14 protein-coding genes are annotated in these 21,130 nt (G+C 73.9%); 6 read left to right on the top strand and 8 right to left on the bottom strand.

Going from position 1 to position 21,130, the window contains the following annotated elements; genetic code table 11:
• Positions 1 to 106: 106 nt before the first annotated feature.
• The 3 genes from IO40_RS0119660 to IO40_RS0119650 are packed head-to-tail and all read right to left on the bottom strand — an operon-like array spanning position 107 to position 5,396.
• Positions 107 to 1,309 carry a VWA domain-containing protein gene (locus IO40_RS0119660; protein ID WP_016473327.1) on the bottom strand — a complete coding sequence of 401 codons (1,203 nt, stop codon included), beginning with the start codon at positions 1,307 to 1,309 and terminating at the stop codon, positions 107 to 109.
• Complete coding sequence (locus IO40_RS0119655) at positions 1,306 to 4,296, bottom strand: DUF5682 family protein (RefSeq protein WP_033230148.1); 2,991 nt, start codon at positions 4,294 to 4,296, stop codon at positions 1,306 to 1,308. Before IO40_RS0119655 ends, IO40_RS0119660 begins: the two co-directional genes overlap by 4 nt.
• Positions 4,293 to 5,396, bottom strand: coding sequence for an ATP-binding protein (locus IO40_RS0119650; protein ID WP_030407418.1), 1,104 nt, complete (start codon positions 5,394 to 5,396; stop codon positions 4,293 to 4,295). Before IO40_RS0119650 ends, IO40_RS0119655 begins: the two co-directional genes overlap by 4 nt.
• A gap of 209 nt (positions 5,397 to 5,605) precedes the next feature.
• On the opposite strand from IO40_RS0119650, the gene IO40_RS0119645 reads away from it, so the two are divergent.
• Together IO40_RS0119645 and IO40_RS0119640 are read left to right on the top strand one after the other, a co-directional pair.
• Positions 5,606 to 7,063: an SWIM zinc finger family protein gene (locus tag IO40_RS0119645; RefSeq protein ID WP_031175828.1), complete on the top strand. Its 1,458-nt coding sequence runs from the start codon at positions 5,606 to 5,608 to the stop codon at positions 7,061 to 7,063.
• A 119-nt stretch (positions 7,064 to 7,182) separates the two neighbouring features.
• Complete coding sequence (locus IO40_RS0119640; protein WP_031175827.1) at positions 7,183 to 9,276, top strand: DUF5691 domain-containing protein; 2,094 nt, start codon at positions 7,183 to 7,185, stop codon at positions 9,274 to 9,276.
• Between the two features lie 466 nt (positions 9,277 to 9,742).
• Here the strand turns inward: IO40_RS0119640 and icmB are convergent, their stop codons facing one another.
• Complete coding sequence (gene icmB / locus IO40_RS0119635) at positions 9,743 to 10,153, bottom strand: coenzyme B12-dependent isobutyryl CoA mutase small subunit (RefSeq protein ID WP_016473333.1); 411 nt, start codon at positions 10,151 to 10,153, stop codon at positions 9,743 to 9,745.
• Positions 10,154 to 10,919: 766 nt separating this feature from the next.
• Here icmB and IO40_RS0119630 point away from each other — a divergent pair.
• Positions 10,920 to 12,737 (top strand): M23 family metallopeptidase, encoded by a 1,818-nt coding sequence (locus IO40_RS0119630; protein WP_051719329.1) that lies wholly within the window; start codon positions 10,920 to 10,922, stop codon positions 12,735 to 12,737.
• Positions 12,738 to 12,831: 94 nt separating this feature from the next.
• On the opposite strand, the gene pcrA is transcribed toward IO40_RS0119630, so the two are convergent.
• The 3 genes from pcrA to IO40_RS0119615 form a co-directional block, all read right to left on the bottom strand.
• Positions 12,832 to 15,336, bottom strand: coding sequence for a DNA helicase PcrA (pcrA, locus tag IO40_RS0119625; protein WP_031175825.1), 2,505 nt, complete (start codon positions 15,334 to 15,336; stop codon positions 12,832 to 12,834).
• Between the two features lie 143 nt (positions 15,337 to 15,479).
• Positions 15,480 to 15,833: a hypothetical protein gene (locus IO40_RS0119620; RefSeq protein WP_016473336.1), complete on the bottom strand. Its 354-nt coding sequence runs from the start codon at positions 15,831 to 15,833 to the stop codon at positions 15,480 to 15,482.
• A gap of 1,007 nt (positions 15,834 to 16,840) precedes the next feature.
• Entirely contained in the window at positions 16,841 to 17,446 is a 606-nt protein-coding gene (locus tag IO40_RS0119615) for a hypothetical protein (RefSeq protein WP_031175824.1), read from the bottom strand.
• Positions 17,447 to 17,510: 64 nt separating this feature from the next.
• Here IO40_RS0119615 and IO40_RS0119610 point away from each other — a divergent pair, with 64 nt between their 5' ends.
• The gene (locus IO40_RS0119610) at positions 17,511 to 18,797 is read left to right on the top strand and encodes a hypothetical protein (RefSeq protein WP_374117501.1); all 1,287 of its coding nucleotides are present in this window, start codon (positions 17,511 to 17,513) and stop codon (positions 18,795 to 18,797) included.
• A 49-nt stretch (positions 18,798 to 18,846) separates the two neighbouring features.
• Here IO40_RS0119610 and IO40_RS0119605 read toward each other — a convergent pair whose 3' ends face one another.
• On the bottom strand, positions 18,847 to 19,221 hold the full coding sequence (locus IO40_RS0119605; RefSeq protein WP_016473339.1) for a MerR family transcriptional regulator: 375 nt from the start codon (positions 19,219 to 19,221) through the stop codon (positions 18,847 to 18,849).
• Positions 19,222 to 19,336: 115 nt separating this feature from the next.
• On the opposite strand from IO40_RS0119605, the gene IO40_RS0119600 reads away from it, so the two are divergent.
• Together IO40_RS0119600 and IO40_RS0119595 are read left to right on the top strand one after the other, a co-directional pair.
• Positions 19,337 to 20,137: an aminotransferase class IV family protein gene (locus tag IO40_RS0119600; protein ID WP_031175823.1), complete on the top strand. Its 801-nt coding sequence runs from the start codon at positions 19,337 to 19,339 to the stop codon at positions 20,135 to 20,137.
• Positions 20,138 to 20,312: 175 nt separating this feature from the next.
• A complete protein-coding gene (locus tag IO40_RS0119595) occupies positions 20,313 to 20,873 on the top strand; it encodes a DoxX family protein (protein WP_234324719.1) in 561 nt (186 codons plus the stop codon).
• Positions 20,874 to 21,130: the final 257 nt, after the last annotated feature.

Below are 21,130 nucleotides of genomic sequence, written 5' to 3'. Positions count from 1 at the left end.
ATGTCCGCCTTGCAGGTTAGCTCTGCGTGCGTGTACTGCCTAAATCGCACCTCACACAGACGCGGTGACAACGGTCACAGGTCCTTCGGGACACCCCTCCCCCGGCTCACTCCGGCACCGGAAGCGGACGCTTCTCGATGGCCGCCGCCATCACCTCCGGGAAGTGGTCCGGGGTGCAGGCGAACGCGGGAGCCCCCAGCGCCGCGAGCGCGGCGGCGTGCTCCCGGTCGTAGGAGGGCGCCCCCTCGTCCGACAGGGCGAGCAGGGTGACGAACTGCACACCCGCCGCCTTCATCGCCGCCACCCGTTTGAGCATCTCCTGCCGTATCCCGCCCTCGTACAGATCGCTGATCAGCACCACCACCGTCTCCGCCGGACGGCTGATCCGCGACTGGCAGTAGGCCAGCGCACGGTTGATGTCCGTACCGCCGCCCAGCTGCGTCCCGAAGAGCACGTCCACCGGGTCGTCCAGCTCCTCCGTGAGGTCCACGACGCTGGTGTCGAAGACGACCAGCCGCGTGTCCAGCGTCCGCATCGACGCCAGCACGGCGCCGAAGACCGAGGCGTAGACGACGGACGACGCCATCGAACCCGACTGGTCGATGCAGAGGATGACGTCCTTCTTGACCGCCTGGGCCGCCCGCCCGTAACCGATCAGCCGCTCCGGCACGATCGTCCCCTGCTCGGGCAGATAGTTCTTGAGGTTGGCGCGGATGGTGCGGTCCCAGTCGATGTCCCGGTGCCGGGGCCGGTTCACCTTCGCGGACCGGTCCAGTGCCCCGGTGAGCGTCGAGCGGGTCCGCGCCGCCAGCCGCTTCTCCAGCTCGGCGACGACCTTGCGCACCACAGCCCGCGCCGTCTCCCTGCTGGTCTCCGGCATCGCCCTGTTGAGCGACAGCAGCGTGCCCACCAGATGCACATCCGGCTCGACGGCCTCCAGCATCTCCGGCTCCAGCAGCAGCGAGGAGAGCCCCAGCCGGTCGATCGCGTCCCGCTGCATCACCTGCACCACGGAACTGGGGAAGTAGGTACGGATGTCCCCCAGCCAGCGGGAGACGTGCGGCGCCGAGGCCCCCAGACCGCCGCTCCGGCCGCCCGGCCGCCCACCGCCCCGGGCACCGCCGCTCCCGCCGCCGTGGCCGTCACCCCCGTAGACCGCCTCCAGCGCGCGGTCCATACCGCTGTCCGAGGCACCCAGCGAACAGCCGGTGCCGTCCGCCGCGCCCCCGCCGAGCACCAGGCGCCAGCGCCGCAGCCGTTCGGCCTCCGGGCCGGTGGCCGCCACTTCGTGCTCCTCGCGCACCGTCATGCGTGCACCTCCCTCACCCCGTGCTCCCCCTCGTACTCCCCTTCGGGCCCCCGCTCGGGCGGCGCCTCCCGCCCGCCGTCCCGCGCACTCCGCGTCGCGGTCCGCCCAGTGCCGCGCGGTGCGCCCCGCCCCACGGTCTGCCCGCCGCCGTGTCCCGCGCCCCGCGTCGCCGCCTCCTCCATGCCGTGCCCTGCGTTCCGCGCCGTGGCCGCCCGCGAGGTGTCCGCCGGGGAGGTGTCCGCCCGCGACGCGCTGTACGGGCTTCGGTGGTCCGGCATGCCCCCAACACCGTCCGGTGCGCCGAGCAACAGCCGGACCGTCTCCAGCGCCGCCTCCGCCCGCTGCTCGTCGAGCCCGGGCCCGAACCCGGGCAGCCCGTCCCCCGTGTCGGTCCCGCTCGACGGGCCGGCCCCCGCACCACGCCGGACCAGCTCGCCGAGTGTGCGGCGCACCCCGGCCTCGAACTCCGCGAACGTCCGCCGCAGCAGCGGCAGCACGTCCGTGAACGCGTCCTGCGGGACACCCGTCAGCCACCGGTCGACCAGTGCGAGCAGCCGCCCGTCGTGGACGAGCAGCATCCCGCCGCCCGTCAGGAAGCCCTCGATCCAGTTCGCGGCCTCACCCGGCGGCGTACCCGGCGAGAGGACGAGGCTCATCAGCCGCTCCGCCTCGTCGTCCGTCAACTGGCCGTCGTCCAGCAGCAGCCGGGCGCAGCGCCCCCGCAGCAGGCCCGGTATGCGGTCCCGTTCCGCGAGCGTCCGCAGCACTCCCCGCCATCTGCCGAGCAGCCCGGCGTCCACCCGCCACCGCCCGCCGGGTACGCCGCCCGCGCCGGTGCTGCCAAGGTTCCCGGCGTCGCCAGCGTTCGCAGCGCCGCCATCGTTGCCGTCGGCACCATCAGCCCCAGCAGCACCGTCGGCCCTCACGAGGCCATCGGCCCCGGTGCCCTCGCCGTTCCCCGCGTCGGCGCCGTCCCCCGTCATGTCCCGCTCGTCGCGGGCGAGCAGTTGGACCGCCTGGTGGGCCGCGTCGAGATGGGTGCGCATGGCGCGGGCGCCGTCGTCGTCGAGGCCCGCGCACGCCGGCGGCAGCCCCACGCATATCCGCTCCGCCATCCCGTCGGCGACCGCGGCCAGCGCCCCCGCGTCGGTGCCCCGCACATCGCCGTAGCGCAGGGTGCGCACCAGCGACGGCAGCGCCTGGGCGAGGTGGCCCACGTCGGACTCCAGCGCCGCCCGGTCGGCCAGCACCCGCATCACCACGGGCAACGCGTCCGGCAGATTGGCCAGCAGACACTGTTCGGCCAGTGTCGTGATGTCCGCGAGCGTGCAGTCGGTCCGGTCGGTCGCCGCGGACCGGGCCTTGGCCGTGGCCGCCGCCTCGACCGTGGTGCCCCACACCCCGGCCTCGGCCACTCTGACGGACAGCTCTGGGTCCCAGCACAGCCGCCAGCTCTCCCGGAAGGTGCCGGTGCTGGCGGTGCGGGAGCGGACGGGCTCGCCCCAGCCGATGTCCAGCAGCCGCAGCCGGTGCAGCAGCCGGCTGCGCGCGGTGTCGGTTTCCTTGCGCAGGTCGAGGTCGACTTCCCGCTCGGCCGCGGCAGGCTTCAGCCGGACGGCACGCTGCTGGCGGGCCAGATCCCGCTGGAGCGGTACAGCCGGTGCCCCCTCGGGGACCTCGCCCAGCACGTCACCGACCACGAGTTTGTCGCGGATCAGCTCCAACGGGACGTCGGAGCCCTCGCACAGCACCGCGCGGACCGCGTCCGTGGTCTCCGTCAGCCCGGCCAGCGGGCGGCCACGCATCGCCGCCAGGGTGCCGGCGAGCCGCACGGCCTCGATCACATGCGCGGACGAGACGGACCAGTCCTCTTCCCGCAGGAGTTGGGCGACCTTGACCAGCCACCGTTCCACCGGCCGGTCCGGCGCGGAGAACAGGTGCCCGTACCAGCCGGGCGAGGCGATTCCGGCCCCGTATCCGGACTGGCGTGCCAGTCGCCTGTGCGTCCACGGCACCCAGGTGACCTCCGTCTTCACCTTGGGCAGGCCCTTGAGCGCCTGGCGGTCCGCCGTCACGGTGACCGCTTCGGCGAGCGCCGGCACGTGCCAGGCTCCGCAGACGACGGCGACGCCCGCGTCCCCGAACTCCTTGCGCGCCTCTCGCAGCCGCAGCCGCATATGGGCCTCGCGCACCAGATCGCGGTGGTGTCCGCCGTCCCCGTGCACGGCCCGTAGTGCGGCCATGGCCTCCCCGAGCGCGGCGAACGGTTCGTACGGGTCGCCGTAGGCATCGCTGTGCGGGCCGTCAGGGGCGGCCCCGTGCCCGCCCCCAGCCGCCCCGTACCGGCCCGGGCCGCTCCCGGCGTCCCCCTCGGCGGCGGCCTCCACCGCACCGCCCCCGCCCCCGGTCGGGTGCCCTGGGCGGTGCTCGACCGCGTCCTCCCACCAGCGTTCCGGATCGTCGTAGCCGGCGGCCTCGGCCAGCGCCGCCAGCGGGTCGAGCCGCACCTCCTCCGACCGCCCCGGCTGCGGCACTCCCCCGTCGGCGTCCGCTCCCGATCCGGTGTCCCCGGCGGCACCACCCCCGTCGGTGCCGCCGGGGACCGTCTTGCCCCCCTCCTCCTGCGGTTCGCCCTCCCCCTCGCTCATGGCGAGCGTGTGGGCCGCCGGCAGGTCGACGAAACGGACGGGCACGCCGCGTTCCACGGCCCAGCGGATCGCCACCCATTCCGGTGAGAACTCGGCCAGTGGCCAGAAGGCCGCCCTGCCCGGCTCGTTGACCGCGTGGGCGAGCAGCGCCACCGGGGGCACCATGGCCTCGTCCCCCGCCAGCCCGACCACCGCGTCCCCCTCCGGCGGCCCCTCGATGAGGACACAGCGCGGCTCGTACGCCTCCAGCACCGCCCGTACGGCGCGGGCCGAGCCGGGGCCGTGGTGCCGCACCCCCAGCAGCAGGGGGCCCGCCGCCTCCTGGCGCACAGCCGTCATGCGGACACCTCTCGGCAGGCGCGGTAGAAGTCCTTCCAGCCGTCGCGCTCGCGCACGACCGCCTCCAGGTATTCCTGCCAGATCACCTGGTCCGATGCCGGGTCGCGGACCACGGCGCCGAGGATGCCCGCGGCCACGTCGCTCGCGCGCAGCACCCCGTCGCCGAAGTGCGCGGCCAGCGCGAGGCCCCCGGTGACCACGGAGATGGCCTCGGCCGTGGACAGCGTGCCCGAGGGGGACTTGAGCTTGGTGCGGCCGTCGTCGGTGACGCCCTCCCGCAGCTCGCGGAAGACGGTGACGACCCGGCGGATCTCGTCGAGCCCCTCGGGCGCGGGCGGCAGGTCCAGGGAGCGGCCGAGCTGCCCGACCCGGCGTGCGACGATCTCGACCTCCGCCTCGGCCGTCTCCGGCAGTGGAAGCACCACCGTGTTGAAGCGGCGGCGCAGCGCGCTGGACAGGTCGTTGACCCCCCGGTCGCGGTCGTTGGCCGTGGCGATGAGGTTGAAACCGCGGACCGCCTGCACCTCCTCGCCCAGTTCGGGGATCGGCAGCGTCTTCTCGGACAGGATCGTGATCAGGGTGTCCTGCACGTCCGCCGGGATACGGGTCAGCTCCTCGACCCGTGCCGTCATGCCCTCGGACATCGCCCGCATCACCGGACTCGGCACCAGCGCCGCGCGGCTGGGGCCCTGGGCGAGCAGCTGGGCGTAGTTCCATCCGTAGCGGATGGCCTCCTCCGCCGTGCCGGCCGTGCCCTGGACCAGCAGTGTGGAGTCCCCGCTGACGGCCGCCGCCAGGTGTTCCGACACCCACGTCTTGGCCGTGCCGGGGACGCCGAGGAGCAGCAGCGCCCGGTCCGTGGCCAGGGTGCTGACGGCGACCTCGATGATGCGGCGCGGCCCCACGTACTTGGGCGTGATGACCTTGCCGCCGGGCAGTTCACCGCCGAGGAGGTAGGTCGCCACCGCCCACGGCGACAGCCGCCACCGCGCGGGCCGCGGACGGTCGTCGGCCTCGGCGAGTGCCGCCAGCTCGTCCGCGAAGGCGTCCTCGGCGTGCGGGCGCAGCGCAGCCTGCTCCGCGTCATGGCTCTCGGTCACAACTCCCCCTCAGCGCAGGGCTCGACAACGGAAGAAGACATGGATGGGGCCAAGGAAGAGACCCCGGCGCCGCGGCGCCCGGCCGATCCGTGAACCACTGTGCACCCCGCCACTGACAATCGCCCCGGAACCCGTGTTGACCTGCGGTGACGACGAGTTGGGCGGCGAGCGAGGGGGCGTTGTCAGTGCCCGCGCCTACCGTTTCGGGCATGGGTGGACAAGCGGTCCGCTGGACGGCGGAGCAGGTAAGCGCGCTGGCGCCAGACGCGGCGTCACGCAAGGCCGGGGGCAAGCTGGCCACGCCCGGTCCGTGGTCCCTCGCGGGGGCGGGTGACGGCGCGGTGTGGGGGCTGTGCAAGGGCAGCGGCAGCAAGCCGTACCAGACGGTGGTGGACATGGAGGGGGGCCAGGGCCCCGGCTACAAATGCTCGTGTCCGAGCCGGAAGTTCCCCTGCAAGCACGCGCTGGCGCTGCTGTTGCTGTGGGCGCAGGACGAGACGGCCGTCCCGGACGGCGGCACGCCACCGGACTGGGCGGGCGAGTGGCTGGAGGGGCGCCGGCAGCGGGCGCAGAAGAAGGCGCAGGCGAAGGCTGCCGCCCCGGCGGCCGGAGCCGGAACGGGGCAGGACGCCGGGGCGGAGGGGACCGCCGAGGGGGCCGGCGGGCCTGGGGGCGGCGGCGCGCGGGCCGAGGCCGCCCGTCGGCGTGCGGAGCAGCGGGCGGCCCGTGTCACCGCCGGCACCGAGGAGTTGGAACAGCGGCTGGCGGACCTGCTGCGCGGCGGCCTCGCGGGCGCGGAACAGGCGGGGTACGCGCCGTGGGAGGAGATGGCCGCCCGCATGGTCGACGCGCAGGCTCCGGGCCTGGCCGGCCGGATACGGGAGCTGGGGGCCGTCGTCGGCTCGGGCGAGGGCTGGCCCGGACGGCTGCTGGCCGAGTGCGCGCTGCTGCATCTGCTGGCCCGCGGCTGGGCGGGCGCCGGCGCGCTGCCCGCGCCCCTCGCCGAGACGGTCCGCTCCCGGGTGGGCCTGACGGTCGAGGCGGCGGAACTGCTCGACGACGAGACGGCGTTGTCGCGGGACGAGTGGCTGGTGCTCGCCCAGCACGACACGGACGAGGGCCGTCTGACGGTCCGCCGTATCTGGCTGTACGGCCGCGCCTCCGGCCGGCACGCGCTGCTGCTCTCGTACGGCGTGAGCGGGCGGGCCCCCGAACTGGCGCTGCCGGTGGGGGCGACGTTGGACGCCGAGCTGGCGTTCTACCGCGGCGGCAGTCCGCTGCGGGCGGCGCTCGGTGAGCGGCACGGGCCCCCGCTGCCCGGCTTCGTGCCGCCGGGCGAGGACATACCCGACGCCTTGGCGGCGTACGCGGCGGCGCTGCGCGGCGACCCGTGGCTGGAGGGCTGGCCGTGCGTGCTGCGGGAGGTGGTCCCGGTGCCGCCGGAGTCGGGGGCGGGGCCGTCGGGTCCGCTCGGCGAGCCGGTCTGGCAGCTGGCCGCCGCCTCGGAGGAGCACGCTGTGCCCGTCGCGCCGGGGACGGCCGCCGGAGCAATGTGGAGGCTGCTGGCCATGTCCGCCGACGGCCCGCTGACGGTCTTCGGCGAGTGCGGCCACCGCGGCTTCGTCCCGCACGCCGCATGGAGCGACGGAAAGCCGGTGCCGCTGTGACGACGACGGGAGGGCCGGCGACCGGCGGCGAACGGACCGCCATGGGCGGACCGGAAGCGGAGGCACGAGACGTGCCGGGAGGGGAGCCACGAAGCGTGCCGGCCGGGAGGGGACGAGACATGCCGCCGGCCGGCGGTCGGCGGGCCGCACCGGCCGAGGCGACACGAAGCGTGCCGGGTGAGGCGCTGCGGGACGCGGTGGACGGGACGGAGACGGCAGGGGCGAGGCGGGGGACACGCATGACGAACGCGGCAGGGAACGGGACGGCGCCGGCCCACGAGCCGGAAAGCGCACCGGGCACACCGAGCGCCCCGTACGGAGCGGCCAACGGACCGGAAGACGCACCGGCCGTCCTGCACGGCGCGGCGAAAGGTCCACACGGCGGCGCGGCGACGGGACCGGTAAGCGCATCGGATGCTCCGCACGGCACACCGGACGAGCGACACCGCGCGGTGGGCGACACGCACAGCGCGGCAGGCGGGCCGGTCCGCGCGGCAGGCGGGCCGGTCCGCGCGGCAGGCGGACCGGTCCGCCAGGGCGATGGGCCGGACGGTGCAGGCGGGCGGCGGATATCAGGGGGTTCCGGCGAGGAGTGGGGGGAACTGGTCGCCGCCGCGCTGCTGGGAGCCGAACGGCGGCGACCGCCGGGCGGCAGCGTGCGGGCGTTGCTGGACAAGGCGGCGGCCGAGACGGTGCGCCGCCGGGCGGGAGCACGCCCCGCGGTCCCCGGCCGGCGCCCGGTGCCCGCGCCGGAGGACACCAGGACGCCGCTGCCGGCGGCGGCCGAACGGCGGCTGGCCGCACTGCTGGCCGACCGTGCGGGAGGCGCCGGCCAGACCGGCTCGGCGGGGCGGCGTACGGCGGGCCCCGACCTGGGGGAGTTGCTGCCGCAGTGGCTGGCGGAGGCGAACGCGCAGGGCTACCGTGCTCCGGCGGCCCTGCTGCCCGCCCTGTTGGACGCGGCGCGGGCCCGCACGGATCTGCGGGCGGAGACGCTGGCGTTCGCCGGGCCCCGGGCGTTGTGGCTGGCGCGGTACAACCCGGACTGGAAGTTCGCCCTGCGCGACGGGGTGCGGCAGCAGTTGCCGGACGAGGAGCCGGAGGCGGTCGACAAGCTGTGGCAGGAGGGCCTGTTCGCCGAGCGGATGGCGCTGCTGTCGGCCGTGCGGCGGCGGGACCCGGCGGCGGGGCTGCGGCTGCTGGCCTCGACGTGGCGGACGGAGCGGGCGGAGGACAGGCTGATGTTCCTCGACGCGCTGCGTCAGGGGCTGGGTCCTGCGGACGAGCCCTTCCTCGAACGTGCGCTGTCCGACCGCAGCCGTACGGTGCGGGCGACGGCGGCGGAGCTGCTGGCGACGCTGCCGGATTCGGCGCTGGCGGCCAGGATGGCCGAGCGGGCCCGCAGTTGTGTGGCGCTGGACCGGGTGGGCGGCACGGGCATCGTGGTGGAGGCACCGCACGAGTGCGACGCCGACATGCAGCGTGACGGTGTCATGGCCAAGCCGCCCACGGGTCGCGGGGAGCGGGCCTGGTGGCTGAGCCAGATCGTGGAGGCGACGCCGCTGGGCGTGTGGCAGGAGCGGCTGGGCGGGCTGTCTCCGGAGCGGATCGTCGCACTGCCGGTGGCCGACGGCTGGCGGGACGACCTGCACGCGGCGTGGTGCGGGGCTGCCGTCCGGCAGGGGAACGCGGAGTGGGCGCGGGCGTTGATAGGCGAGCCCACCGAGCCGTTCGCACAGGGACCCGGCGATCCGGCGAAGCTGTTGTCGGTACTGCCCGAGGAGGAACGGGGCGCGTGGGCGGCGCGGTTCATCGCGGCGCACGGTCTGTCGGAGGCGTTCCGCATTCTGGGGGTGTGCGGGGTGCCGTGGCCGGTGCCGTTGGGGCGTGCGGTGGTGGACGCGCTGGAGATCGCCCGGGAGGCGGGGAGTTACCCGTGGAGTTTCAGCGGGGTGATGGGCCTGGCGGAGCGGTGTCTGGACCCTTCGGACGCGGAGCGGCTGGCGCCGCTGGCCGCCGTGCCCGGCGAGCGCGAGGGCGAGTCGCCGGGCGCGGGAGCGTACTGGGCGGAGTCGTTCCAGCGGCTGGTGGCCACATTGCGACTGCGGTCGGCAATGCTCGCCGAGCTGCGGGAGCACGACGGAAGCAGCCAAGCGGAAGGGGATGGAACCGACCGCGCGGAACATGACGCGGACCGACCGCGCGGAACATGACATGAACCGACCGCGCGGAGCGTGACAACACCGACTGCGCGGAGCGTGACAACACCGACTGCGGCAACGGTCACGGACCGGCCGGAGAGGAACGGGACGGACCCCGGCCGCCCGTGAGCACGACGCTGACCGGCCCCCGGACGTGACCGTCGCGCACCGCGCACGCCGGGAGCGCGACGGGGACCCGCCCAGCGGGAGATGACGGGATCCGACCGAGGCGACCGCGGCGCGGCCCCACCCCGGAACGTGCCCTCAGCGCCCCGTACAAGCCCGTGGCTCCCCACCTGGAACGTGACGCGGACCCGCCCGCGAAACGCAGCAGGAACCGACCGCTGAAAACACGGGGCGGGCCCGCCCCCCGCAACGCATCGGAAGACCGACCACGGCCAACGCCACGCGGAGCCCATCCCCCCGGAACGCAACCACAGCGCACCCCGCATGACCGGTGCGCGCCCCGCGGAAGGGGTCAGGCGGCGACGGGGCCCACGTGGGTGCGGATCCAGTCGACGACTTCGCCGGTGGTGGCGCCGGGGGTGAAGATCTCGGCGACACCCTGCTCCTTGAGCGGCGGGATGTCCTCGTCGGGGATGATGCCGCCGCCGAAGACCTTGATGTCGGCGGCGTCGCGCTCGCGCAGCAGCTCCAGTACGCGGGCGAAGAGGGTGTTGTGGGCGCCCGAGAGGATGGACAGGCCGATGGCGTCCGCGTCCTCCTGGATGGCGGTGTCCACGATCTGTTCCGGGGTCTGGTGGAGCCCGGTGTAGATGACCTCCATACCGGCGTCGCGCAGGGCGCGGGCGATGACCTTGGCGCCGCGGTCATGGCCGTCGAGGCCGGGTTTGGCGACGACCACGCGGATCGGACCGGACACAACCATCAGTGCCTCCTCGTGACGACCTCCCGGCCGGTTCGGTTCTGGTGCCGGGCCTGGGGGATGTGAACGCACGTTATCCCCAGCATCCCGCACCCGTCCCGTCCCGCGCGGCGAAGGGAGGGGGAAATCACACGCGGAACCCGCCGGGTCACGTGGTGTGTGCGGCTGCGACGCGCCCCCGTTCCCACACCCCCGCTCCCCCGCCCCGCACCTCGCGCCGTGGCGGGCACCGGCAGCCGGCCGTACCGCACTCCTCTCCGCGCATCCGATGCGCCCCGTCCGACCGGCGCGGCGAGGGTTGACGGAACGGGGTCCGGGCGCCTCGCCGTCGGCCTTCCGGCCGGTCGCGCCGGCTGCCCGCCGTTCACCGTTTCCGGATTCCGTTTTCCGCATGCCTTTCCCATGGCGGGCGCTTCCGTCCGGCTTTTCGCCAGGACGGCCATCCGACCTGCGGCTCTTTCCGCTTCCTGTGCCGCGATGCCGGGCATGTGCGGCTGCTGGCGCGATGAGCGCTTTCCCCCGTCATGCACGAGGAGTTGAGCGGTACCGGGGCTGGGGGTGACAGCGGGGAAGCGGTGTCGTCTGAAACGTTCATCTTTTCGAACATCCATCGAACTCGGCTGCTGTCACCTGCCCGTAGTCCGCCGAAAGGCGGCCGATTGCCCTTTTCCGCAACGGCTAAAACCTCCCGTAGATTGTCGCCGTCGCATACCGCCGGGTACAGTCGCCGCACTGCTCCGCCCCTGTCGCCGAGGCGAAAGAGAAGTTGGTGGTGAACGACCGTCATCCGTCGGGAGTCCCGAGTCCCGACGACTCCGGTTCCGGCTTCTCGCCCGACGCCTACGCCGCCTACGGCGGGGGCTACGGGCAGCCGGCGTACGGCGCGTACGGCGAGGAGGCATACTCCCCCGCCGCACCCGGCGAGTACCCCGCCGACGCCTACGGCACCCCGGACGGCACGTACGCCGCCCACGGCAACACGGACCCCCTCTACGGCAGCCTGCCCGGGACCGACACCGGCGGTTACCCGGCCACGGCCGCCTGGGAGGCCACGGCCACCTGGGACACCGCCGACTACGCACAGCAGGCCACCGCCCAGAACATTCCGGCCCAGCAGCAGCCCGGACAGGCCGATTTCGGCTACTCGGCCGCCGACGACGGCACCGCCCAGTGGACCTTCGGTGTCGCCGAAGGCATGCAGGAGTCCGCCGCCTGGGACAGCTCTTCCTGGGGCAACGGCGGCTGGGACACGGCCGCCACCCAGGAGTGGAGCACCGCCGGCTGGGACACCGCGTCGTGGGAGAACGGGGGCCAGGGCGTCGGCGCCGCCTACGGTTACGAGCACCAGGACACCCACGCGGACCACGCGGCTCACACAGCCCAGGCGTCCCCCCACCTTCCCGGCGCGCACCAGGCCCAGGAGGGCTACGAGGGCTACGCCGCCTATGAGCAGGCCGGATACAACGGGTACGAGCAGCCCGGCGGCTACGCGGCCCAGCCCGGAACCCAGGACTTCGGCACCCAGGACTTCGGCGGCTTCGACCCCGCAGGCCCGGTGCAGGGCGAAGCCCCCGCCCACGACCAGGAGTACGAGAGGCGGCGGGAGTTCGCCGAGGAGACCACGGCACAGTGGGATTTCTCGGCCCTGTCCCAGGAGGACGACCTCCACGGCCAGGGGTACGGCCCCGAGACCACCGGGGACGCCCAGAACACCCCGAACGCCCGGAACTCCGGGAACCCCGAGAACGCTGAAGACGCCGCGCCGGACGCGTACGGCTCGGACTCGCTCGACGCGGACGGCCCCGTCACCGTCGGCGCCGTCGGCGGCCCGCACGCGCGTGGACGCCGTCGCTCCCCCAAGCCGCGTTCCCGCCGCCGGGCGCTGATGACCGTCGCGGTCCCGTCGGTCGCCGTGATGGGTGTCGCGGGTGCGGCGGCGGCCAACGTGCTGAGCAGCGACGACAGCTCGAAGGACAGCAACACCACCACGGTCGCGGCACCGGATGCGGCCCCGGTGAAACCGTCGAACGCCAACAGCAAACTGGACACCCAGTTGGCGAGCCTGTCCGCCGACGCGGACGACTTCGCCGACCGGGCCAGCCGCACCCAGGAGCGCATCGACCTCAAGGAGCGCCAGCAGGCCGAGAAGGAGCGCAAGGCGCGGGAGGCGGCGCGCAAGGAGGCGATGCGCCCCAAGTTCGTGCTGCCGGTCAAGGACCACACGCTCAGCGCCCGGTACGGCCAGGCCGGTGTCAACTGGATGTCGGTGCACACGGGTATCGACTTCCCCGTCAGCTACGGCACCCCGGTGTCGGCGGCCACGGACGGCACGGTCACCACGAAGTACGACGTCTCGTACGGCAACATGGCCATCGTGACCGCGAAGGACGGCACGCAGACCTGGTACTGCCACCTGAGCAGCAACAAGATCCGCTCGGGTTCGGTCAAGGCCGGCGACGTCATCGCCTACTCCGGCAGCTCCGGCAACTCCACGGGCCCGCATCTGCACTTCGAGGTCCGGCCGGGCGGCGGCTCGGCGGTGGACCCGATCCCGTGGCTCCAGAGCAAGGGCCTCAACATCAGCTGACGCCGGGCCGCCCGGCACATGGCGGGCCCCTTCATGCCGGATGCCGTGCCGGGCCCCCGCCCACCGAGGGCGGGGGCCCGGCACGCACCACGTGTCAGAGCTTCTCGACCGGCGCGTAGCGCAGCAGCAGCCGCTTGGGCTTGTCGCCGCCGAAGTCGATGGTCGCCTCGGCGTTGTCCCCGCTGCCCTTGACGGCCTGCACCGTGCCCAGCCCGAAGCTGTCGTGCGTGACGCGGTCGCCGACCTGGAGGGAGACCACCGGACGGTCCGTGGTGCGCCGCGTCGCGAAACCGGACGGCCCGCCGCGCCGGGCGGCGGCGCCGGCCGACGAGGAGAGCGAGGCGGCGACCCCGGACGGCACCCCGGCGGGGCCGCCGCTGCCCGTCCGCTTCCAGTCGAGGTACTCGGCCGGGATCTCCTCCAGGAACCGGGAGGGCGGGTTGTAGGACGGCTGGCCCCAGGCGCTGCGCATCGACGCACGCGTCAGATACAGCCGCTCCTGGGCGCGGGTGATGCCCACGTAGGCGAGCCGGCGCTCCTCCTCCAGCTCCTTGGTCTGGCCGAGGGCCCGCATGTGCGGGAAGACGCCGTCCTCCATGCCGGTCAGGAAGACGACGGGGAATTCGAGGCCCTTGGCGGTGTGCAGGGTCATCAGCGTGACCACGCCGTCGTCGTCGCCCTCCTCCGGGATCTGGTCGGAGTCGGCGACAAGGGCGACCTGTTCCAGGAACTCGGCGAGGGTGCCCGCCGGCTCGTCCTCCGTCCCGCCGCGCTCCTGCTCGAACTCCAAGGCGACGGCGGCGAGCTCCTGGAGGTTCTCGATGCGCGTCTCGTCCTGCGGGTCGGTGGAGGACTGGAGCTGCGCCAGGTAGCCCGTACGCTCCAGCACCGCCTCCAGCACCGTGGCCGGGCCGGCACCCGACTCCACGACGGTGCGCAGCTCCTCCATCAGCGCGTTGAACCGCTTGACGGCGTTGGCGGAGCGCGCCGCCATGCCGTACGCCTCGTCCACGCGCACGAGCGCCTGCGGGAAGGTGATCTTCTCGCGGAGGGCCAGCGCCTCGATCATGGCCTCGGCGCGCTCGCCGATGCCGCGCTTGGGCACGTTGAGGATGCGGCGCAGCGGCACCGCGTCCTCCGGGTTGGCCAGCACCCGCAGGTACGCCAGGATGTCGCGGACCTCGCGGCGCTCGTAGAAGCGCACCCCGCCGACGACCTTGTAGGGCAGGCCGACGCGGATGAAGACCTCTTCGAAGACGCGGGACTGGGCGTTGGTGCGGTAGAAGACGGCGATGTCACCGGGCCGCACCCGGGACTCGCCCGTCCCCTCGGCGCCCTCGCCGTCCCCGTCGCCGAGGCGGTCGATCTCGTCGGCGACGAACTGCGCCTCGTCGTGCTCGGTGTCGGCGACATAGCCGGTGATCTTCGGGCCGGAGCCGGCCTTGGTCCACAGGTTCTTGGGACGGCGGTCGGCGTTCCGCTCGATGACCGCGTTGGCGGCGGAGAGGATCGTCTGCGTGGAGCGGTAGTTCTGCTCCAGCAGGATCGTCGTCGCGTTCGGGTAGTCCTCCTCGAACTGGAGGATGTTGCGGATGGTGGCGCCGCGGAAGGCGTAGATCGACTGGTCCGCGTCACCGACGACGCACAGTTCGGCCTGCTCCTGACCGGTGCCGACCAGCTCCCGCACCAGCTGGTACTGGGCGTGGTTGGTGTCCTGGTACTCGTCCACCAGGACGTGACGGAAACGGCGCCGGTAGTGCTCGGCCACGTCGGGGAACGCCTGGAGCAGATGGACCGTCGTCATGATCAGGTCGTCGAAGTCCAGCGCGTTGGCCTCGCGCAGCCGCGCCTGGTACATCGTGTACGCCTCGGCGAGGGTCTTCTCGAAGGCGTCGCTCGCCTGCGCGGCGAAGTCCTCCTCGTCGATCAGCTCGTTCTTGAGGTTGGAGACCTTCGCGCTGAACGCCTTGGGCGGGAACCGCTTGGGGTCCAGATCGAGGTCGCGGCAGACCAGCGCCATCAGGCGCTTGGAGTCCGCGGCGTCGTAGATCGAGAACGAAGAGGTGAAGCCCAGCTTCTTGCTCTCCCGGCGCAGGATGCGCACGCACGCGCTGTGGAACGTGGACACCCACATCGACTGGGCGCGCGGCCCCACCAGATCGGCGACGCGCTCCTTCATCTCCCCCGCCGCCTTGTTGGTGAAGGTGATGGCGAGGACCTGGCCCGGGTGGACGTTCCGGGCGCCCAGCAGGTGGGCGATGCGGTGGGTGAGCACCCGCGTCTTGCCGGAGCCCGCACCGGCGACGATGAGCAGCGGGGTGCCGGCGTGCAGCACGGCGTCGCGCTGCTGCTCGTTCAGCCCCTCCAGCAGGGCGGCGGGGTCCACGACGGAGCGCGGGGCGCCGTCGCGGTGATACGCGTCACGCCCGGCGGCGCCGGAACCCGCGAACGTGCCCTGGAAGAGGTCGTCCGGGATCTCCTCCTCGGGGCCCTGGTGTTCGGCGGGGTCCTCGGGGTCCTCGGGCGGCGGGGGCGCTTCCCCCTCGGGGCTCATGCCGTCGAGGTCCGCCAGGAAGCTGTCGTCGAAGAGGCTGCTCATCGTCGTACGAGTCTAGGCCGCCGCGCCGACAGCGCCCACGCCCTGTGGAAAACCGCACCCCGGCCCACCGGAGACCCCGTCCGGTGGGCCGGGGTGCGACGTTCCGGCCCGGTCTGTTCCGACCCCGTTGTCGGGGCCCGCGCTCAGACCCAGAGCACCGCGATGAAGATGTTGATCATCGTCAGCAGTCCGACGGCGCCGAACAGCGGCGTACTCACCTTCTCGTCGTCCCGCTTCACATAGGTGATGCCGAGGATCACCACGAGGAGGGCCAGCTTGACCGCCATCTTGATGTTGTTCACCGGGCTGTCGTCGGCCTGGTGCAGGCCGATCATGGCGACGCCGGTCACCAGCATGGTCAGCGCCCCGTGCAACATGCCCGGGGCGATCCGGGCCTCACCCTTGCCCATCGCCTTCATCTGCGTGAAGAAGCCGCCCAAGAGAGCGCCGATACCGATGATGTGCAGGCCGACGAAGACATTGATGAGTACGTCCATGCCGGTGAGCGTATCCGGGCGATTTTCGCACCATTAGCACACCCCTGGCTTCCCCGTCGAGACCCACTGTGTACCGGTCGGGCCATGGCGCGGCACAGTCGGTGGTGCTCCCCATCCGAGCAGGGCCGTTCACCCGCGGCACAGTGACGGACACTTCCGGTCACCGCGCCGCCTCCCCCTGCCACTGCGCCTAGCGTCCCCGTAGGTGGCCGCGCCCCGCCGGTCGGCGCGGCCACCCCGGCCCTGCGCCTCGGGAGCCCGCCCGCGTCAACCCCGTGGGCCTCCCCCGCTCACTCACAGGGGCACAGACTGCGGCGCCCGCCCTCCCCTGGCCACCGGGATCGTCCGGCCGACGCCGTACCCCGCACCGGGGGCCCGCACAGGTAGGGCACAATCCCCTTCCAGCGAACGCAAGTTGAGAGGCGGGGTGGCACAGTGGCCGTGGACACGGCTCAGGACGGTCCGAAGGGCCCGGACGACGAGGACGGCCCGCGCGGCGGCACGCGGCGTGCGCGCGGGGACGACAGCCCGCTCTCCGTCCCGGAGGGGCCCTCCGGGACGCAGGGCACGCCCCGCCCGGACGGCACCGCGCCACGGAGCGCCGCCCGCACGGACAGCGCTTCCCCAGCCGACGGCGCCGCACGCGATGCCGACGGCCACCCCGCGGACGGTCACCCTGCCGACGGCAAGGGCACCGGCCCCGATCCGCGGGGCGAGCACAGGACGGACGACGGCACCCCCGGCGGCGTACCCGACGGTGACCGTCGGCCGGAGGACAGCCGACCGAACCGGGGCCAGGGGAGGCTGGGGCCGAGCGGAGAGACAGGCGGAAGGACAAGCGGGGCGGCCGGCGGGGGCACCAGCCGGAAGAGCGGCCGGGACACCAGCCCGGAGGCGGGCGACGGGACCGGCCCCGGTACGGGCCGTGCGAGCGGGGCGGGGGCCGGCAGTGGTGCTGCCGGGCGGGTGCCCGGTGCGCGTACCGCCCGGGAGACGCCAACCGCCGGTCACCGCCGGATGGAGCCGCCACAGTCCGGGCGCCTCCGTCGTCCGGAAGCCGGTGCGACCGGACGCACGGCCGCCGCGTCTGCCGCGTCCGCCGCGTCCGCCCAAGAGCCGTCACCTCGGACGGCCGCTCCGGCCTCCCCGTCGTCGTCCCCGTCCTCGCCCTCGTCCCCGTCTGCGTCGTCGTCTCCTCCGCACGGGGCGCCGCGGACGGACGGGACGACGCCCCAGACCGACAGGACGCCGCCCGCACAGCGCACGTCGTCCCCCCAGCAGCCCGGTCCGCAGCGGCCCAGTACCCAGCAGCCCGGTCCGGCACAGAAGGGCACGGCCCCGAAGGGCTCCGCACCCAAGCAGGCCCCTCCCCGGAAGGCGACCTCCGCACAGAAGCCGGGTCCGGCCCAGGAGCCGAGCCCGTCGCACAGGGCGAGCCGGTCCCAGGAGCCGGGCGTCTCCCCCAGGACGAGCCCCTCCCGCGCGGCGGGCCCGTCCCGTCCCGCAGCCCCGTCCCACCAGTCGGCGTCGGCCCACCAGACAGCCCCCTCCCGCCAGTCGGCGCCGTCCCAGCGGTCTGACCACTCCCGCCCGTCGGACGACGCCCACCACACGGACTCCCCGGTTCCGCCCCACCGGCCGGTCCCGCACCACCGCTCCCCCGCCTCTCACGGGGTGATCGGGGGGCACGGGCGGGGCGCGGACTCCGCGTGGGAGGACCGTTCCGGTGGGGACGCCGTGTGCCGGTGCGAGAACTGTCCGCACGGGGTGCGGGAGGGGTACCGGGTGGCTCTGGCCGCGTTCGAGCGGCGGCGGGACGCGCTGGCGGCGGGGGACGGGGTCCCGGTGGGACTGGCGCACTCGGCGGGCGCCTCACGGCAGTGGGTGTCGGACGAGCTGACGCAGGCGGCCCGCGAGGTCGCCGAGCGGGGACGCGCGGAGGGCGACGCCTGGGTGACGAATCTGTGGCGGCGCACCGTGGCGGCCGTCTGGGCTGCGGTCGGCGTTCTGCTGCTGGTCGAGTTGCTGACCGCCCTGGGGTCCGGCTGGTCCGTGGGGCGGACGGCCGGCCTGGTGGCGGGTTCCGTCTCGGCGGTGCTGCTGTCGGCCGCCGCCTGGCTGCACCGGAGGCGCGGCGGGGTGCTGGCGCCGGTGATCGGGGAGGACAACCGGTTGTCGACATCCCGCGCGGTGGCCGCCGCGTGGGTGCTGCTGTCGGTGTTCGCCGTGCTCGTACTGGCCGTGCAACTGGCCGCCGTGCCGGGCCCCGACGAGCGCCGTGCACTGCTGGCGGGCCTGGATCTGGCGCGGGGCGCCGGTGTGGTGACGGTGCTGGCGCTGACGTGCGCGGTGGCCGTCGTGGTGCGCCGTACGGTGACCGTGCGGGTGCACGCGCGGCGGTTGCAGAAAGTGCGTGCCGACCGGCCGCGGGCGGCGGACCTGTTGACGGACGACGCGGGCCGCGGCGCCTTCTCGGACGTGCAGTACGTGGTGATCAGCGCGGTCGCGGTGGTCTTCGCAGCGGTGCGGCTGGCCCGGCAGCCGGATCAGTTGCCGGATCTGCCGTGGGGGCTGGCGCTGCTGGTGGTCGTCTCGGCGGCGACGTATCTGGCGGGCAAGTACGCGGAGGGCGGGCGGCCTGTGGTGCTGTCGGTGGTACGGGCCCGGGAGATGGGCGACCTGCACGCGCCGATCCGCACGGGAGACGACATCGAGATCCGGGGCGCCGGTTTCGTGCCGGCGGGCGCGCAGGCCCCCGACCGGCTGGCCCGCGTGGTGGTGCGGATCGGTACCGTCCATGTGCACGCGCCGTTGATCCCGGTGACGGGCGGCTTCACCAGCCCCGCGGACACGGTGCTGACGGTGCCGGTCCCGGTGGAGGTCGAGCCGGGCCGGGTGGAGGTCCAGGTGGTGACGGCGGCGGGCGTGGAGACGAACCGCTATCCGATCGACGTGGCGGAGTGAGCCCCAGCCGTTCCCCGTCCTGCGGAGCCTGGTCTCGCGGGGCGCCGTCCTACGGAGCCTCGTTTCGCGAAGCGCCGTCCGCGGGCTGCGCCAGGTAGGCGGCGACGGCGTCGCGGTTGCGGCGCAGTGCGTCGATGCGGGCGTCCATACTCGCCAGTTCGCCCTCCAGCACGGAGCGCACTTCTGTGCACCACTCGAAACCGGTCCCCGTGCCGCGGACGCACGGCAGTACTGTGCGGATCACCTCGGTGGTGAGCCCGGCCCCCAGCAGGACGCGGATCCGCTGGACGGTGAGCACCGCGTCCTCGCCGTAGTGGCGGTAGCCGTTGGTGCCGCGTCCGGGCGTGAGCAGCCCCTGTTCCTCGTAGTAGCGCAGCAGCCGCGTGCTCACGCCGGTGCGCCGGGACAACTCCCCGATCAGCATGCCCTCTCCCGCCGCGGTTGACCTTCACATCGGTGGCAGGCCCTAACGTCCCCGCATCGGTGCTCATTCCACGGTTCCGGTGGCGGTGGCCGTGGTGCACAGCAGGGAGTGGGTCATGTCGTTCTTCACGGTGCAGCACAACGGCCGGGTCGCGGGCGCTGAGGAGTTGGCTCCGCTGGCGTTCGCCGGGTACGCGCATTTCACGGCCGCTCAGGTGCGCGGGGGCCGGCTGCGGGGGCTGGATCTGCATCTGGAGCGGCTGCGGACGGCGTCGGTACGGCTGTTCGGCGAGGCGTTGCCGGACGAACAGGTGCGGTCGGCACTCCGCGCGGCCCTGGCCGCGGGCCCGGCGGACGTCTCGGTGACGGTGACGGTCTCCTCCCGTGCGGGCGAGTTCACCGCGGAGCGGACGGGGGCGCCGGATCTGCTGGTGCGCACAGGGCCCCCGGCGTCGGGCCCCGCCGGCCCGCTCGCCCTGGCGGCCGTCCCGTACGAGCGGACCCTCCCGACGGTCAAGCACGTGGGGGAGGTCGCCAAGACGTACTTCCTGCGGCAGGCCGTCGCCGACGGTTTCGACGACGCGGCCTTCGTGGACGCGCTCGGCCGGCTCAGCGAGGCGACGATCTGGAACCTCGCGTTCTGGGACGGCACCGGGGTGGTGTGGCCGCGCGCGGACATGCTGGCCGGTACGACGATGGGCATTCTGCGCCGCAGGCTGGACGCCATGGGAGTGCCCCAGCGGGACCGCGAGGTGCGGCTCGCCGATCTGCCCGCGCTGTCGGGCGCCGTGGTGATGAACTCCTGGACGCCCGGGGTACCCGTGCACCGCGTCGGTACCGTCTCCCTGCCCGACGCCCCCGGCTTTCTGCGGCTGTTGCACGAGGCGTACGCGGCGGAACCGCCGACCGCGCCTTGAGGCGGCGGCGCGCGCCGTGCGCGGGCACCACGCGCCGCGCCGGGGTACCGTCGCGCGGGCAAGTCACCTCCGCGCGGCGCCCTCACGTGCCGGGCGCACTTGCCAGCCGTGCGCACCATATGAGAAGAATCGCCCCCGCACATCGAACGCGACAGCGGAAGGCGGGAGCGGCGAGATGGCTGTGTCCGGGCGGAACGGTGACGAGGCGACAGGGGCCGTGCACGGGTTTCCGGGCCCGGTCGCCGGAGCGCCGGTCGGAGTGCGCGGGCTCGCCTCGCGGTACGCGCTGCTGCCGTTGCGGCTCTTCCTCGGGGTGACGTTCTCGTACGCGGGACTGCACAAGCTCACGGATCCCGCATTCCTGACCGGTGACGGGCCCGGGTCGTTCGCCGGGACGCTGAAGGCCGCGCACCACTCGGCCGCCGCGCCGTGGCTGGTGGAACTGGCGCAGCACAGCCCGCAGGGGTTCGGCACGGCCCTCGCGGCGGGTGAACTCGCCGTCGGGCTCGGCACCCTGTGCGGACTGTGGAGCCGGGTGGCGGCGGCCGGCGGGGCGCTTCTGTCGCTGTGCCTGTGGCTGACGGTCAGCTGGGCGAGCGAACCGTACTACTACGGCAACGATCTGCCGTATCTGATGGCCTGGCTGCCGCTGCTGCTCGCGGGGGCGCCCATGCTGTCGCTCGACGCGCTGCTGGCGGTGCGGCGCCGCCGCAAGGGGCACCAGATCTTCCGGTGAGGGAGCACGCGGGTCCTCGGGCCAGGAAGCGTGGGTGACTTCAGCGAAGGCCGCATCCGGGCCCTCGGCCCAAGCAGCACGCGCAACTTCAGCGAAGGCCGCACCCGGGTCCACGGCCCAAGCAGCACCCGCAACTTCAGCGAAGGCCGCACCCGGGTCCACGGCCCAAGCAGCACCCGCAACTTGAACGGAGGCCGCACGCATGCGGGGCGGCACCGGGCGGCCACTTAGCTGTGCCGCCGTCGGCCCCGCGGAGC

This window comes from Streptomyces albus subsp. albus (assembly GCF_000725885.1).
Lineage (GTDB): Bacteria > Actinomycetota > Actinomycetes > Streptomycetales > Streptomycetaceae > Streptomyces > Streptomyces albus.
This window is presented reverse-complemented; position numbering and strand designations above follow the sequence as displayed.